General features: G+C 41.0%; 19 protein-coding genes. 1 reads left to right on the top strand and 18 read right to left on the bottom strand.

Annotation, left to right across the window (positions count from 1 at the left end):
• Positions 1–89 precede the first annotated feature (89 nt).
• The 18 genes from V7Q04_RS12490 to V7Q04_RS12405 all read right to left on the bottom strand — a co-directional run bounded on the left by V7Q04_RS12490 (position 90) and on the right by V7Q04_RS12405 (position 15,319).
• Positions 90–770 (bottom strand): ferritin family protein, encoded by a 681-nt coding sequence (locus V7Q04_RS12490; RefSeq protein ID WP_333805516.1) that lies wholly within the window; start codon positions 768–770, stop codon positions 90–92.
• Position 771: 1 nt separating this feature from the next.
• Positions 772–1,089, bottom strand: a complete 318-nt coding sequence (locus V7Q04_RS12485) for an HMA2 domain-containing protein (protein ID WP_333805515.1) — start codon at positions 1,087–1,089, stop codon at positions 772–774.
• Positions 1,090–1,160: 71 nt separating this feature from the next.
• Complete coding sequence (locus V7Q04_RS12480; protein ID WP_333805514.1) at positions 1,161–1,667, bottom strand: Fur family transcriptional regulator; 507 nt, start codon at positions 1,665–1,667, stop codon at positions 1,161–1,163.
• Between the two features lie 9 nt (positions 1,668–1,676).
• Positions 1,677–2,804 carry an Opr family porin gene (locus V7Q04_RS12475; protein ID WP_333805512.1) on the bottom strand — a complete coding sequence of 376 codons (1,128 nt, stop codon included), beginning with the start codon at positions 2,802–2,804 and terminating at the stop codon, positions 1,677–1,679.
• Between the two features lie 135 nt (positions 2,805–2,939).
• Entirely contained in the window at positions 2,940–3,359 is a 420-nt protein-coding gene (locus V7Q04_RS12470; RefSeq protein WP_333805511.1) for a hypothetical protein, read from the bottom strand.
• Positions 3,360–3,425: 66 nt separating this feature from the next.
• Positions 3,426–4,601 (bottom strand): PepSY-associated TM helix domain-containing protein, encoded by a 1,176-nt coding sequence (locus V7Q04_RS12465; RefSeq protein WP_333805510.1) that lies wholly within the window; start codon positions 4,599–4,601, stop codon positions 3,426–3,428.
• Between the two features lie 16 nt (positions 4,602–4,617).
• Entirely contained in the window at positions 4,618–6,996 is a 2,379-nt protein-coding gene (locus tag V7Q04_RS12460) for a TonB-dependent siderophore receptor (RefSeq protein ID WP_333805509.1), read from the bottom strand.
• A 100-nt stretch (positions 6,997–7,096) separates the two neighbouring features.
• Positions 7,097–8,032, bottom strand: coding sequence for a FecR family protein (locus V7Q04_RS12455; RefSeq protein ID WP_333805507.1), 936 nt, complete (start codon positions 8,030–8,032; stop codon positions 7,097–7,099).
• The gene (locus V7Q04_RS12450; RefSeq protein ID WP_333805506.1) at positions 8,029–8,517 is read right to left on the bottom strand and encodes an RNA polymerase sigma factor; all 489 of its coding nucleotides are present in this window, start codon (positions 8,515–8,517) and stop codon (positions 8,029–8,031) included. The genes V7Q04_RS12455 and V7Q04_RS12450 overlap by 4 nt, the downstream gene beginning before the upstream one ends.
• Positions 8,518–8,522: 5 nt before the next feature.
• The gene (locus tag V7Q04_RS12445; protein WP_333805505.1) at positions 8,523–9,212 is read right to left on the bottom strand and encodes an energy transducer TonB; all 690 of its coding nucleotides are present in this window, start codon (positions 9,210–9,212) and stop codon (positions 8,523–8,525) included.
• 14 nt (positions 9,213–9,226) lie between these two features.
• Entirely contained in the window at positions 9,227–9,922 is a 696-nt protein-coding gene (locus V7Q04_RS12440) for a hypothetical protein (protein ID WP_333805504.1), read from the bottom strand.
• Between the two features lie 41 nt (positions 9,923–9,963).
• Positions 9,964–10,347, bottom strand: coding sequence for a biopolymer transporter ExbD (locus V7Q04_RS12435; RefSeq protein ID WP_333805503.1), 384 nt, complete (start codon positions 10,345–10,347; stop codon positions 9,964–9,966).
• Positions 10,325–10,759 (bottom strand): TonB-system energizer ExbB, encoded by a 435-nt coding sequence (gene exbB, locus V7Q04_RS12430; protein WP_333805502.1) that lies wholly within the window; start codon positions 10,757–10,759, stop codon positions 10,325–10,327. Before exbB ends, V7Q04_RS12435 begins: the two co-directional genes overlap by 23 nt.
• A gap of 163 nt (positions 10,760–10,922) precedes the next feature.
• On the bottom strand, positions 10,923–11,954 hold the full coding sequence (locus V7Q04_RS12425; protein WP_333805500.1) for a sensor domain-containing diguanylate cyclase: 1,032 nt from the start codon (positions 11,952–11,954) through the stop codon (positions 10,923–10,925).
• 2 nt (positions 11,955–11,956) lie between these two features.
• Complete coding sequence (gene feoB / locus V7Q04_RS12420; protein WP_333805498.1) at positions 11,957–13,981, bottom strand: ferrous iron transport protein B; 2,025 nt, start codon at positions 13,979–13,981, stop codon at positions 11,957–11,959.
• Positions 13,978–14,205 carry a FeoA family protein gene (locus V7Q04_RS12415; protein WP_333805497.1) on the bottom strand — a complete coding sequence of 76 codons (228 nt, stop codon included), beginning with the start codon at positions 14,203–14,205 and terminating at the stop codon, positions 13,978–13,980. The genes feoB and V7Q04_RS12415 overlap by 4 nt, the downstream gene beginning before the upstream one ends.
• Positions 14,202–14,948, bottom strand: a complete 747-nt coding sequence (locus tag V7Q04_RS12410; protein ID WP_333805495.1) for an EAL domain-containing protein — start codon at positions 14,946–14,948, stop codon at positions 14,202–14,204. The genes V7Q04_RS12415 and V7Q04_RS12410 overlap by 4 nt, the downstream gene beginning before the upstream one ends.
• A gap of 62 nt (positions 14,949–15,010) precedes the next feature.
• Positions 15,011–15,319: a DUF2325 domain-containing protein gene (locus V7Q04_RS12405; protein WP_333805494.1), complete on the bottom strand. Its 309-nt coding sequence runs from the start codon at positions 15,317–15,319 to the stop codon at positions 15,011–15,013.
• Between the two features lie 133 nt (positions 15,320–15,452).
• On the opposite strand from V7Q04_RS12405, the gene V7Q04_RS12400 reads away from it, so the two are divergent.
• Positions 15,453–15,779, top strand: a complete 327-nt coding sequence (locus tag V7Q04_RS12400; protein WP_333805493.1) for a YnfA family protein — start codon at positions 15,453–15,455, stop codon at positions 15,777–15,779.
• Positions 15,780–15,837 lie beyond the last annotated feature (58 nt).

Here is a 15,837-nt window from a genome sequence, read left to right as displayed (position 1 = left end):
CGCTTTTAAAGCAAAGCTCTAAAAGCTACGTTAACACTGGGTTCATTTCGGCAGTGAGCCCACGCACCTTTGGTGCTTTGAGAACATGTTTACAGATCGTTTGATACACTCTCATGCTCAGTTTCTTCGTCATCTGCCTGCATCATTCCACCCAAAACACCTGCTCCAACAGCCCCTAAAAGGGCACCTGCCACAAATGAAAAATTGGAGCTTAAAAGTTTGGTAATTTCCTCTTGGTTGATTTCACCTTTAGCAATTTTTTGTGCCATTTGGCTAAACTCCCCCCATTGTCCCATCATCCCCTCAAACGCTACCATCGGGTTTCCTTCGGCTGTAGGCTGAGGAGTGGCACATGAGACCACTGCATTTCGAAATGCTGGAAGATGGTTGTTAAAAGAAGCTGCTTGGAGTCTGTAAAAAAGGTCTTGAACTTCAGGATGCGCTGTGACATGGACAAGAAGCTCATTGTAGCGTTGAAGGGTTTGAATCTCAGACGCAACGCCAAGCTCACAACACTCACGAAGGGTTTTAGGGATACTAATATGGTTTGGCATATTGCGAACGAGCGTGACATTATGCACTTGTGCAATGGCAATGAGCGCTTCTTGGTGAGTCTGTTCTGCTTGAATAATCTGTAAAAAAGGAGAAACTTCTCCCAATGTCTCGACCACCGCAGAATAAATTTCATACGCTTTTACCTCGCCGTCGTATGCGCACTGTAACACCTCTTCCAGACTTGAAATTTCAGTGACGTTTTGAGTCGTTTTCATATCAGACGATCTCCTTTGCAAGTTTGTCGATGATGGCAATGATTTCATCCAGTTCTTTACCCGCAACTAAATTTTCCCACAGATGGTCAGGAAAAATAGCATGGTCATATTCGATGGTTAAAGAGCCAATAATTTTGTTGATCTTAATTGATTTGATCCCATTAATACGAGCAGGCAATGCCTCAATGTCTTCAACACCGACATGATGCTTGTGCTCTTTAATACGAGGACTCACACGCAAACGAATTCGCCCTTTAATGTGATGAACAATGGAAAAATAACCTCCAAGTTCAATGAGTTTTTCTGCGGTAACGTTCATTTGTATCCTTTTGTAGCCCTATTTTAAAGTATCAGCATAAGTATTGGCTTAATATTTTTTAAGAATTATTATCAGTTTGAGATATCTATTGATTGTTCTTCATTCTGGCATTTTTCACACATGCCATACAAAACTAAGGTGTGGTGCATACCATGAAAATTATGTTTTGCTAAAATAGCGGACTGCTCTTCTTTGATAGCAGCATCGTAAAAACGTGTAATGCTACCGCACTTCAGGCAAACTAAATGGTCGTGATGGACTGCTCGTTTGAGCTTATATTTTTTCATCTTATTAGGCTGGCTTACCACCATGCTCACAATGTCTAAGCTTTCAAAAAATGTCAAAATCTTATAGACAGTCGCCAGAGAGATACGGACATGATGTTCATCGCATAATGTTGCTTGTATCTGTTCAGCACTGAGGTAGGTATCGCACAAAAAGAGTGCAAGAAGCAGGGATTCGCGTTTGCTAGAGTAGCGAATCCCTGCTTCTTGCATGAGGCGCTGAAAATGGGTATAAAAATGTTCAAAAGAAGAAGAGCAAAAATTCTCTTGCTCTTCTAAAGGCTTCTCTAACAAGCGAAACCTTTAAAACTTATACGCGATATGCGCTTTAAGTGCATCATAACTATCTGCATCATTGTCGTTGCGTATGGATGCATAGACCACTTTTGCTTCAAGATTTTTAATGATCTCATACCCCACACTGAGGTTAAGCTCTTTCTCTTTAATGTGTGTACTTGAGGTACTATCAAAGTATTTTGTTTCCCCATAAATAGCGCCTAATTTGACACCTTCTATCTCGTACTCTGCACTCATGTAAGGTGTTTTAGCATCTTGATCAAAGGTGTGGTTATGCTCTTCAAATGGCAACTGATCGCCAAACGTTCCTAAGCCTGCCATGCCGTCTTTATCGGCTTTCATGTAGCCTAATGCAAGGTTCGCGCCTAAGAATTCAACCCCTTGCTCTACTTGTGTGAAAGCCCCATCGGGTGTCTCTGCGACATCACTGTTGATCGATACATAGTGAAGAACCGTTTTGGTTTTTACCTCATCAGTTGGTTCAAATGAAAGTGTTGTTTTCAATCCCACTGCATTTAAAAGATTTTCGCCATAGTAGATGTATGGATTAAGCTCAACCCACGAAGCAGGTGTGTATTTAGCATCAATCATGTAAATACCATCGTTGCCATTGAGTTTGCTAAAGCTATTAGAAACCTCATCGATATCAATGACAGCATATTTTCGTGCCCATGCCATGCTTAGGACAAGATTTTCAACCCCTTTAAATTCAAACGTCGCACCCTCAATATAATCGGTCAACCAATTGAAGTCAACATCTTGGCGACCCAAGACCACTTTGCCCATACCTTCATGCTCAATTTTCACATAAGCCTTGGAAAGATACGCTTGATTTTCAATGTTCTGTTTATAGTCATCGTCATTTTTTTCGCTGGTTTTTGCACTGCCCCAACCTGCAACTCCTACACTTATACCATGCAGTGGTGCTGTTTCAAACCCTACATTTAGGTATCCATTCGAAAATCCACTGTTAGCAGTTTCACCTTTTGCATCGTTGTGTTGCCCAAACCAACCGACTGTACCTGTGATTTCACCTTGTGTAAAAACCTCTTCTAAATTCGTTGCTTCTGCAGCAACCCCAATAGAACTTCCTAAAATAAGTGCCGCAACAATGCGTGAGTAACCAAATTTCATTCATTATCTCCTTTTTATTATTGATAATTGTTATCGAATAATAAACAAAAAGAGCTTAATGTTTTATAACGTGATACTTATTATCAAAATAATAGCAAGTTGGAGTGCTCGTGGAGGTGTAGAATTGATAAACAATTAGAGAGTAAACATGATTTGGGAGAGAATAACAATAGCAACCATAAATGCAAACATACTATGATGATAAATCGTCTTGATTTTTTGCTTTTTCTCACCCATAAAGCGGTGCATAATAAGCGGTGCTGCAAAGAACATTGCTATGACAATCAGCCCTAATGTCATTTTGAGATGCAAAAGTGCATTGGTAGGCTCAAAATATGCGTAGGCTAAAAAGAGACCGCTTAAGAGCAAAAACGTGTTGTTGATTTTGCCAATTGACCGTATACGAGGAGAAAGAGCATTTTCCATTGCCTCAAATTGGGCAGAATCTAGAGCAAAACGTGCACGTGGTAAGATAAAAGTGCGAAAATAGATACATCCAATAAACAGTATTGCTGAGGCTATGTGTATTAGCTTTGCCACAATCAGAAACATCATCGTATTTCCTTAAAAGAATTTTGTTGAGTATAATCTATTTTACACTTTTTTGAAGCTATTTTTTGCCTATTTTTTCGTCATAACTCGCTTATTTCTCTTCTTCCACCACAAGTAACATCCACTCAAAACAAAAAGGGTTGTAACACCCCCCAAGAAAGAGAGCACTATACGATGGGGCAATCCCCAAATACTCCCTTTATGAAGCCCCTCAAGCCATTGTGTCAACGTGTCTCCACTGGCTTTTCCCGTAGGAATAAATGACGCTTTAAGTGCCCCAGAGTTACTATCAAAATAGACGGTGGTTTCACCATGATCAACCCCTATATCACGCGAACTTCGTACGCTGTAGCTGTAAATGCCTTTGAGAGCATTGTACATAATGGAAGACTCTTCATAAATCTCAAGTACCTCTTTTGCGGCAAACTCTCGCATCAAAACTCGCCCTCTTTCACGCGCTTCCATCCATCCTATTTTTGGTTTTATGCGTGGTTTTCTCAGCTCTTTTATTTGATCGTGTTCGGTTTGAAAGCTCATCGCCGAGCCTAAAAGGCGTTCATGGAAATCATGTATATTTAAAGCAACGGAAGACCATGCCATCACGAACAAGAAAGGCAAAAACCAAAGCCCTGCTGTTTTGTGTAACAGATAACTTTTAGCTCTAATATCTCCTTTAAAACGCCATTTCCAGCTCTTTCTCCACTGCGTTAAAAAGGAAGCATTCCACTTTGGTAACGTAATCCACACCCCGCATACAAGCACCACCAACCAAAGTAGAGCGGCCATACCCATGATAAAAACACCTATATTTCCCAAGGCGAGTGAATAGTGCAGTTTATACATAAACGGAATCGTGTTGGTCAGCCCTTGTGTGATGTCACCCCACATTCGCATCCCTTTAATCTCACCCGAATAAGGATCAACATACACTTCATTGTGTTCAATGGGTTTAGCCATATTTTTAGGCACTAAAAAATAGTGCCAACTGCTTTCATGGCTCAAAGAGAGGCTTACCCAACTTACTGTTGCTCCTACAACTTCTGCCTCAATTCTGGCTATATGGCTAAGAGGGTCATTAGGCTGTGCTTCTAGACTCAAAGGTGTGCTTATTTGCCATGGATTGATCTTGGCATCAAGAGCATGGTAAAAAGCGATTACAGAGCCACTTAGGGCTGCTACTAGGATAAAAAATCCTATAGCAACGCCTAAATAACTGTGCCATTTCAAACTTTGTTTTTCGTTCATGGTGTTCTTTTATGGTCTAAAAGGTGTATTTCAATGACAACTTCGCATTGATAGGTGCACCATATGCTAACTGATTATAGAAACCAAATTGGGTGTAGTACTCTTTGTCCAACACATTGTTTACATTGAGTTGCGCGGAGAACTGTTTGGTGAACTCATAACGCGCCATCAGATTTACGATGATATAAGGATCTTGTTGCAAGATAACACTTCGACCAATAGAATCTGTTGTCGCAACATAACGTCTACTCTCCCAATTCATACCTGCACCTACAGAGAGTTTATTAAGCTCGCCTGGGAGTCTGTATTTTGTGAACAGTTTCAATGTTTTTCGTGGATGGTTTGTGTTGACATCTTTGCCATCAGAATCCTCTGCAACAAACTGTGACCAACCAAGGCTGACATCCCAATCAGGTAAAAGTTTTCCAGCAATATCAATCTCATATCCTTGGCTTTTAGCCCCATTAACAGCTTCATATGCAACTTCAGCTGTTGTTCCTGTGACAAAATTACCTGTCGCTTGTGCTAAATTATCTTGGTGAATTTCAAAAAGTGCTAATGAGCCATTTAAAGCGCCATTCAAGAACTCACCTTTAATACCCACTTCATACGTTTCACCACGTAAAGGGTCAAGATACTTTCCATTGACGTTGCGTTCTGATTGAGGTTTGAAGATGTCCGTATAACTTGCATAGAGTGAATAATTTTCATTAAGGTCGTAAATAATTCCAGCATACGGAACAACTACCCCATTGTGCTCATAACCGTAAGAATCCGTCGATGAAGCAGATAACCCTGAAATTTGCCAGTTGGTTAGCCTACTTCCTAAAATAAATTTGAGTTGATCAGTAATCGTAAGGCGTGCTGCGGTATAGACACCTAACTCTTTTTTGTCATACTTTTCATAAAATTTTGTAGTTCCCCACACTGGCTCTGAATACGAACCATTCCAATTATTAAAATTTCCAACACTATCAAAACTGGTAATCTCTTTGTTATCTGCTGAAAATTTTTGCTCGCTGTAACGTCCTCCCACGATAAACTCATGTTCCCGTTCAAAGAGGGTAAAAGGTGCACTGATGTTCAGATAACCATCGTATTGCTTTCGATCCGTCATATAGCTTGCTGGCAACGCAGAAAGACCTAGTCCACTGTTGATGTCAGATGAACCGTAAAGGTATAAGAGCTTTGTGTCGGAAGTATTTTTCATATAACTTAGACCACTTTTGATCTTTACATTATTTGCAAAAGTGTGTTCTAAATCTGTAAAGTAGGTAGCTTGCGTAGAATCCCAATAGGTCCAATCTGCAGCGGTTGTTTTAGAAGTACCCCAGTTGGTTCGCACCCCATTGCTATACCATGCTGGAAGCCCGCCCCATGTACTGCCTTGCGGTGAATTTTCTTGGTAACTCATTCCGATATCAAACAGTGTGCTATCACTCAAATCGGCCTCAACAACACCGTAAAAAACCTTTTTATCATCACTCAAAAGATCCACATAGGATTGACTTTGTTGATTCATTCCTACAACGCGTGCTCGCACACTTCCACTCTCATTCACCGGTGCTGAGACATCAATGCTCTCTCGGTAATTATCCCAACTACCGGCACTCGCTTCAACACTGCCTTTAACGGTTTTACTCTCTGCACGTTTTCGTACAAAGTTGATCGAAGCCGATGGATCGCCTGTACCATTTAGAAGTCCTGTTGCCCCACGTACCACTTCAACTCGATCATAAATAATCGTATCAATCTGCTCTCTACCATCGCCCCAGCTATCTTTTGTACCACTGGGGATTCCATCGATTTGAACACCATTAATTTGAAAGCCTCTCGCGAAATAAACATAACGGGAACTGTCATACTCTTCAACACTTAAGCCCGTAACGCTGTTAACAACATCATTCATGGATTCTAATTTTTGATCTTCCATACGCTCTTTTGTTACTACACTCATGGATTGAGGCGTATCGCGTAATGAGAGTGCTAGACCGGTTGCACTTTTAGATTGGGCTATTGTATACGATTTAGTCTCTTCGGTTGATACTTGAGCGGCATTAATCGTGATAGCATCCAATGCTACTTCAGACTCACTTTGGGGTTTGATAACCATCATGTCACCCTCGATGGAAGCCTCTAAACCACTCCCTTTAAGCAATTGAGCAAGTGCTTCTTTTAAGCTCATAGCCCCTTTAAGGGCAGGTGCTTTTTTGCCTTCCAGCAGTTTTGAGTCTGCAACCAGTTGTAATTTAGACTGTTTGGCAAATTCTCCAAGGGCAGAACTAAGACTTTGGGAGGCAATGTTGAGTTGCAAAGAGGGCATGCTCTCCGCTAAGAGAGGGGACGTAAATGCTAAAGTTGATGCTAAAGCAATGGAAAGGTGACGAAATTTCATAACGGGTCTTTCTCCTAATTTGATAATTGTTTTCATATAAGAGAAGACGTAAGAAAAATTATAAACCTGACATCGGTTATCAAAAAAGATATATTTTTGGCTATTTTCGTTCAACCACCACGACATGCGCCTCTTGAGAAACTTTCACAGGCAACGCTTTAGGTAAAAGTTCTAAAAAACTTCCAAAACGCTCAATCTCAAAACTACCTGAGATCGGCATGGAAGCAAGCTCAACAGAAGCAAGAAGTGCGGGCTTAGCACCGTAACGCTCAAACTCGAACAATGCATCGCCTAAAGAGGTTTTATCAAACACCAGCCTACCACTACGCCAAGGGGCAATGGAGTCATTTTGCATCTTTGTGTTAGAGAGCACAAACCCTCGCTCATCTAAGGTTATCTGATCTTTCGCCTGCAACGAGGCAAGTTTAATGATATCCCCATCAAAAGGGCGTTTGTAAGAGACATCTACACTGCCCTCTTCAACACTAATGCGCACGTCATCTTCCACATGACGCACTTCAAAAATGGTTCCTGTGACACGCACTTGAACATTTTTTGCATCCACAAAAAAAGGACGCTCAGCATCTTTACTCACATGCAGTGCGATTTGTCCTTGATGCAGTTTGATGAGACGTTTGTGAGCGTAGTACTCAATGGTAGCATTGCTATCGGTGTCTAAAAAGAGCTTTGTACCATCACTGAGTGTATATTCGCGCATCGCACCTATGGGTGTCGTAACATTTTGTGCTAATTCTAGACGTGTTGAAAAGGCATTCCACTGAAAAATACCCACGGCTATACACACCAATGCCGCAACACAGGCATAGCCCCACCAAGGCTTAGCTCTCTTGTTACAGGGTTTTGGAGCAAGCTCATCGATTTCTTCCCATAATCCTTCAAAGGCTTGGTATGCTTTTTGATGGGCTGAGTTTACGCGCAACCATGTTTCAAACGCATTTTTTTCAGACGCACTCATGCCTTCTTGCGCTTTAACAAACCAAGAAGCCGCCATTTCATCGATCCACGCTTGGCTCATAGCTCCTCCTTTTGCATGGCATCCACACTCTGTTTGCATGCCAAAAGCGCTTTGATGATGTGCTTTTCAACCGCATTTTTACTAATGCCCATCATTTCGGCAATCTCTTTGTGCGAGTAACCGTCAAATTTATGGAGTTTAAACGCTTCTTTACAGCGTGGAGGTAAAGCATTGATGGTTTGATGCAGGGTTTTCATGCGGTTAGAAGAGAGCAGATGCTCCAAAGGCTCTTCATGCTCGTGACTCACGTGTTCTGCTTCATGCAATGCCACAGAGGTAAAATGTTTGTTTTTACGCCACTCATCAATGATGATACGTTTAGCCGTCTGGTACAAAAAAGCACGCGGCTCTAACACCGCGTCTGCTCTCTCGCCCATAGCACTGATACGAAGATACGTCTCTTGCACCACATCTTTGGCAGCTTCCGTGTCACGCAAGGTTCTGCTAAAGTAGCCTACCAATTCTTTGTAGTAGCGTTCAAACATCACAATTATCTAAGTTTAAAAGCAATAGGTAAAATAACCGTACTCAAACTTTTAGGCTTTGGCAACTGGTCACCTTTAAGCTTTAGCGCAGCCTCTAATGCGGCATCATCGAGCATCCCTCTTCCTGAACTTTCATGAATCGTTGCACTGACCAACCGTCCATTGATGTCAATCACCAATGCTACTTGCACCACACCATTCCAACCCATACGACGTGCCGTGCTTGGGTATATCAAACGTGACAAGACTTTATCGCGAATAATCTCAAAATCGGTTCGCTCATACGGCTCAGCACTGGTTGAAGTAGGTGTCATAGGAGCAGCTTCAGGTATAAGATTAGGTTGTACTGCTTCTACAGGTGTGGGAGGTGTTACAACCTCTTCATGAACCCTCTCAGGATTAACGACTTCTTTTTTGACGATGGGTTTAGGAAGCGGTTTTACTTTTTCAATGGGCTTTACAGGCTCAACTTTTTTTACCTCTTGAACAGGCGCAGGAGGCGTTGGTTCAATGGGCTTTGGTGCGACACGCTCGATGTTTGAGATTTCTAAAACAACGGTTTTACTTTGCATGATTTCAAGTGGTTTTTGGTATAAAAACAGGAGATAAAAGCCAATAGCAGCACTGTGAAGTATCAAAGAAAACAACAACCCTTTGGCTTCATTATGACTTCTATAAATAGTTTCGTGTATCATTATTTTCTACTCCTTTAAACGGCTTTTTTATGCTTTTTTGAATACCAAAGATAAACACCTGTCGCAATAAAAAACAGTAAACAACAAGCTAAAATATCTTGCCATATCCACATAGCCTGCTCTCCCAAAAGTGCTCTGCCTGTGTGCAAGTCTAGGTTTAATTTTTTCAGCGTAATGCGGTTAAGTGTTTGAGCATCTTTTGGTATTTCTATAGGCTTCCATGTTTTTAAATCGTGTGAGTTCAACAAACCATCTTTATTGACAACAACGCTTACGACACCACCACGAACACTTAAATCCCAAATATCTTTTTTGAGTACCTCTTTAAAAAGCCCCTCTTGTTCACTGAAAAGTGCTTTTCGTGTTCCGACCAAAAGATGACCGTCCAGCATTTCAATGCCTCGAACTTCATGGGTATCGAAAAAAGGTACCGATGATACGATGCCCTCTTTTTGAATCAATAAGCCCATTTTATAGCCAAAGTACTCCACACCCTCTGGATCTTTAAAATACGATTTGATCTCATTGCGCATCATTGTTTTGTCATGATACCCTGGAAAAAATGAAGTAGAAATCCAGTATTTACCCAAGTTAATGCTTTTTTCATGTGCCATAAATAGTGCCGTAACACCCACAATGAACAACGGAATGGCAAACACCACGCCCAGCCATGTATGCCATTTACGACTCTGTTTTTTAAGCCAAGCCATTAAAACTTACTCTTACGTAGCCCAAAAAAGAGCATTTTACGTTATTCATTTTTAGTGACTACCATACCAATTTTCTCGACCTCTTTTTGTTTTAAAAGATCAATCACATAGATAAAATCTTCATAAGAGGCCATTTTATCGGCACTAATGGCAACAGAATCCTCTTTGCTCAGGCTTTCAAACTTCACCCCTAAAGCATCCCTGCTCGTAAACTCACCGTTGATAAAAAATTGATGATCCGCGGTAATGCCAATCTCATAAAATTTAGGCTCAACTTTTGTGAAGTTGCTCGCTTGAGGAAGTGTTATCTCGATTTTGCCAAGGGCAATGAACGAAGAAACGGTTAAAACAATGGTGAGCAGAACCAGCATAATGTCGATGAGTGGGACGACATTGATCCCCTCAACTCTTTTTAATGCTCTCATCTTCCCACTCACTCACTGCCACATCCACTTTACGTAAAAACGCACCGTAAATCATTGTCGAAGGAATCGCTACGATGAGTCCTGCCGCCGTTACTTTAAGCGCTAAAGCAAGCCCTACGATAACCTTAGACGTATCCAGCGCTCCTCCACTAATGCCTATCTCATAAAAAACCACCATAATGCCACCAACGGTTCCCAAAAGCCCTACATAAGGGGCATTTGAGCCGATCAATGAAATAATCGTTAAATTTTTAGAGACATCGCGTTCAAGCCTATTTTTACTCTCATAATTTTTCACACGCAATGCCCTAAAAAAGGCAAAACGCTCCATCGCATAACCCACAACCAAAATGCTCATCAAGAGCAAAATTCCCAGTGCGCCGTAATCTACGGCTAATTTAATATTTTCCATTTTTCCTCTACTTGTTAACTGACGTGTACACGCTTTGAAACGTTGCACAAAACCAGCTATATAATAACCATTCTCAGAATGTTAGACTTTTTGAGCTTAATTTCCTATGAAATTAATAACTCTTATCAAATTTAAAGAATCTATTTTTCGTCATTTATCCTGCTTAAGCAGTGAAACAAACGCGGTTTTTCCCACTTTTTTTGGCTTTATACATCGCTTCATCCGCTCGTTTGATTGCCTCTTCAAAAGCATGATTTTCAACCACACTTACGCCAAAACTGCAGGTGATGTTTAATGACTCGATGCTAGCATCTGCAATACTCTGACGTATTTTTTCAGCGATTTGCGAACCTATGTCTAATTCTGCTTCTACCCACATCACAAACTCTTCACCACCAAAGCGTGCTATCACATCACTTCCTCGAAGATTTGCCACAATGAGCCTACTAACACCTTGCAAAACTTTATCGCCTTTATCATGCCCATACGTGTCATTGATTGTTTTGAAATTATCGATGTCTGCAAAAATAATGCACCCGCTTTTACCCTCTTGAAGCCTTTTTTGAAGCGCTTCGTCAAACCCATTGCGATTGAACAGTTGCGTAAGAGGATCTTTTTGAGCAAGGGCTAAAATACGCTCTCTCTCACTCTGACTCTTTTCAATAATACGCAAATACTCTTTAGCTTCGCGCTTCATTTGGACATAACACAGTGTATCGCTTAGGTCATTTTCAACACGAAATGCCGAGATAAAAACATCTTTATACCCTTGTTTCGATCTACTTTTAAAAATGCCTGAGAACTCTTTAATGCGGTCTAACTCCTCTTTGAGGAGTACCTCTTTGGTATTGATATAAAAAGAAGCTTGCGCATTTTGCAATTCTTCTAATTCAAGCCCAAACAATGCGTGATGGCTTCTATTTTGCCAAATGTAATTTCCTGCCTCATCCACAATGCTGATGGCATCATTAGAGTGTTCAAAAATAGTTTGAAACAGAATAAATTTCTGTCCAAACGCATAAAAAAGCATATAAGCACACAGGCTTAAAAAGAGAATGAAAAGGACGAGCAACACACAAAAAGCACCTCTTTCATCATAACGGATCATCTGAGCTATTTTCGTGACAATCGTTCCTGCAACGCCTAGAGAAAAAAGGCTAAGCCCAATAAAAAGAGGTGTTTTTTTGGTACGCACGTTTAGTATCCCACCAAAGCAAGCAAATGAACAGCACTATACGCTAAGACCCACGCTGTAATATTGGGGAAAAGCAAGTACAACAGCCGCCATTTTGTCTCTTTGACTTCACTGAAAAAAGCACCCATCGCCGCAAAGCATGGCGAATAGACCATCATCAAAATCAAAAAAGCGATACCTGCTTTAAAGTCAATAGACTCTCTTACCACAGCGATTAGCCCATCGTTTGGCTCACTGTCTTCCAACTCAACAGCATTGAGTGCAGCAAGCGTACCAACGGCGACTTCTTTGGCAGCAAGCCCCGTAATGGCTGCAATGCTCATCTTCCAATCAAAGCCCAAAGGCTCAAAAACAGGCACTATCGCTTTGCCGATGGCACCTATGTAGCTCTGCTCTAAAGGCACCGAAGTTCCATGTTCATCTAACGGATAGGTACTTAAAAACCAGATCACCAGCGATGCACTGCCTATAAAAAGACCTGCGCGTTTCAAAAACAAAATGGAGCGAATCTGAAGCTCTTTGAGAAGGGCGAGCAAGGAAGGTAGACGGTATTTTGGCATCTCCATGACAAAGGGTTCGCTTTGACCCGAAAAAATAAGCCCTCTTAAGATGCGTGCCGCAACAAGACCCAAAAGTGCGCCAATCACATAGATGGCAAACAGCAAGTTCCCCGCATTATCAGACTCAAAAAAAGCACTCACAAACAGCACATACACAGGCAGTCTTGCGGAGCATGAAAAAAAGCTAATGACCAACATCGTGATGAGTTTATCTTTAGGATTTTTAAGTGTCTTGGTTGCGATGTAGGCAGGAATGGAACATCCAAAGCCCGTTACAAGGGGTATAAAACTCTTCCCGTGCAAACCAAAGCGTTTAAAAATACCATCGAGCAAATACGCTGTTCGTGCCATATACCCTGTCTGCTCTAGCAGATTAATCCCTAAAAACAAGATGATAATATTAGGCAAAAAGCCAATGACCGCCCCAATAGAAGGGATAACACCTTCGCTAATGGCTCGACTCACAATACCCTCAGGCAATGCATTTTTTACCATGTCAGCAAACACGACAACGCCTTTTTCTATCCATCCCATAGGAATTTCACCTATAACAAACGTGACTTGAAACAGAAGCCACATAATGACAAAAAAGAGCGGTAAACCAAACAATTTATGAATCAAAAGCGTATCTATCTTGCGGCTTAGCGTATCAAGAGAAGGTTGTTTCACAGCAATTGAAGATAAAAATTTGATAATAGAACTGCGTGCTGAGGACATCACAAAAGCATGGTTCTCTTCTGCTTCAAGAATCCCTAATTTGGCTTGTTCATGCAGTAACACTTCGTAAAACTCTAAAAAGATGGGCTTATCGTGAATCAATCGGTAGATGTCTTTGTCATTTTCCAATAAACGAAGGGCGTAAAAACGAGCATGGAGAGCTAACTCTTCATCTTTTTCCAAAAGCGCACACAAGCGTTCCAGTGCTGTTTCGATATTGCGATCAAACACCAAATTATGATTGGCTTCGCCAAAGGCGTGCATCTCTAAGATCTTTTGTGCCAGCATATCAACGCCCCGTTTCTCTTTGGCTGAGACCAACATCACAGGAACACCCAGTGCGTGAGATAGCGCTACATTGTCAATCGCACCACCGCTTTTTTCAACTTCATCGATCATGTTAAAACACAAAATGACCTTGGTACCCAGCTCCAAGAGTTGAAGGGTCAAGTCAAGATTTTTGCTTACCGCATTACTGTCGATGACGTTGATAATAAGGTCATATTTGTCTTGCAGTAAAAAGCGTTTTGTCACCTCTTCATCAGGAGCATAGGCGTTCAGCGAATAAATCCCTGGCAGATCAGTGATGATAATCTCATACCCGCCTCTACTCACATGCACCTCTTTTTTCTCAACCGTCACACCTGCAAAATTGCCTACTTTAAAACTAGCCCCAGAAATGGCATTAATAAGCTCGCTTTTACCAACATTGGGCTGACCAACGAGTGCTACACGAACAGTCTGGCTCATGCGCATTGCTCGATTAAAATGGCTTCGGCTTCCTCTTTACGAAGCGCTACAATGGTACTTTCCACACGCACATCAAACGTTCCCTTGGCAATGGTCATTGCTAAAAGCGTGATGGGAGAGCCGAGTGAAAATCCCATCGATAAAAGACGATAACTCAAAGGCGCTTTAGCTGTAATTTTGGTGATGGTATAGCTCTGATTGAGCTTGGCTTCTGAGAGTTTCATAGAGCATCTTTAGAGGTAAGATTGAGATGTTTAAAGATGTAGCCTTGCACAAAATCAACACCCAAAGACTTTGCAATTCTAAAATCCTCCTCACTCTCTACACCTTCAAGGACACTCTTTTTTCCTTGTGCTTTGGCAAAGCTCAAAAAGCCTTTGAGAATCTCCTGATAATCAGAGCATGCTCTAATTTTTGAAAGCCATGAGCGATCAAACTTTAAAAACTCTGCCCTCTTGGTAAGGTCAAAACAAAATGGCTTTTTATCGTTGCCAATGTCATCTTGTGCGATGGGAATACCGCTTTTTTGGATCTCATCTAAACAGTGTGAAAGCAGCGTTGTTTGCATATCATCGGTGTTTTCAGTCACTTCGATGCAAATATTATTCACCTCTTCAAAAAAATCATGCCAATAGGCAATCTTCTCACTATCACTAAAATTATGCGGATCGATGTTCACAAACAACATGCCACCTTCTTGTGGGCGATGGGCTATTTGTATGATTTTTAAAGCACGTTCTAGTCTAAAAAAAAGTTCTTTCACTTGATGCGCTACTTCTAAGATTGGGGTAGGAGGGATTTGTTTGCCATTTAAAACAAAACGCGCCAGTGCTTCATAGCCATAAATATCACCATTTTTCATATCGATGATGGGTTCATACTCGACCCAAAAACTTTGTGTCTCGATGATTTTACGTATATCATCGTAATTAAGGAGTTGTTCATACGCGGGGGTTGGAATAGACATTATAAAACCTTTGGAAATAGCTAAAGTGAATCCTAATGCACGTTAGGACTCACATAAAGCGTTTATTTTTCGAGCATACATCCGCCGTTAGGATTGTATTTTTTACAGAGTTCGCAAAAGACAGAGCTTTCGCTTCGTTTCGCACAAATAAATTCAATCGCTTTACGCTTGGCTTCGTTTTTGAATTTATTCATGGCATTGTGGTTTAAAAAATTGGTGAGCATAATCACCAATGTAATATCCTGAGGGATCTCTTTTTTTGTCACTGAAGGATTCCTTGCATCCCAATGCACGACTTTTTTAAAAGAGAAATCTTGCAATACCGAAGTTATCGAATCTATCTTATCGCCACCAATCACTAATACAGACATCATTTCTCCTTTTTGATAATTGTTATTGAAATAATAAGATAGTTAACCTTAATTTCTTTTAAATTTGATAGTTGTTATCATTTTATTGTATACTATTGGCATAAATAGGACACGAATGCTTCAAAGGAAAATGATGGATTATCTTAAATCACTGGGCTACTTTGTACTCGCAGGTATTTTTGAAATTGGTGGGGGCTATCTCATCTGGCTGTGGTTAAGAGAAGGTAAAGGGCTTCATTATGCGATTATTGGCGCTGTTGTCTTAGTACTTTACGGTGTTATCCCAACATTGCAACCTGCTAGTTTTGGACGTGTTTATGCCGCGTACGGTGGTGTTTTTATTGCACTTTCATTGCTTTGGGGTTGGGCGATTGAAGGCGTCATTCCGGATCATTTTGACCTTATCGGTGGAGCAATCGCACTGATTGGTGTAGGGGTTATCATGTATGCCCCAAGGTAATCTGATCTATTTAGCTTTCTTACAATGATGGTGCTGTATAATAAGTTTTACTTATTTT

This window comes from Sulfurospirillum sp. (genome assembly GCF_036802865.1).
GTDB lineage: Bacteria > Campylobacterota > Campylobacteria > Campylobacterales > Sulfurospirillaceae > Sulfurospirillum.
The sequence above is the reverse complement of the archived record's forward strand: the minus strand, read 5'-3'. Positions and strand labels throughout refer to the sequence as shown.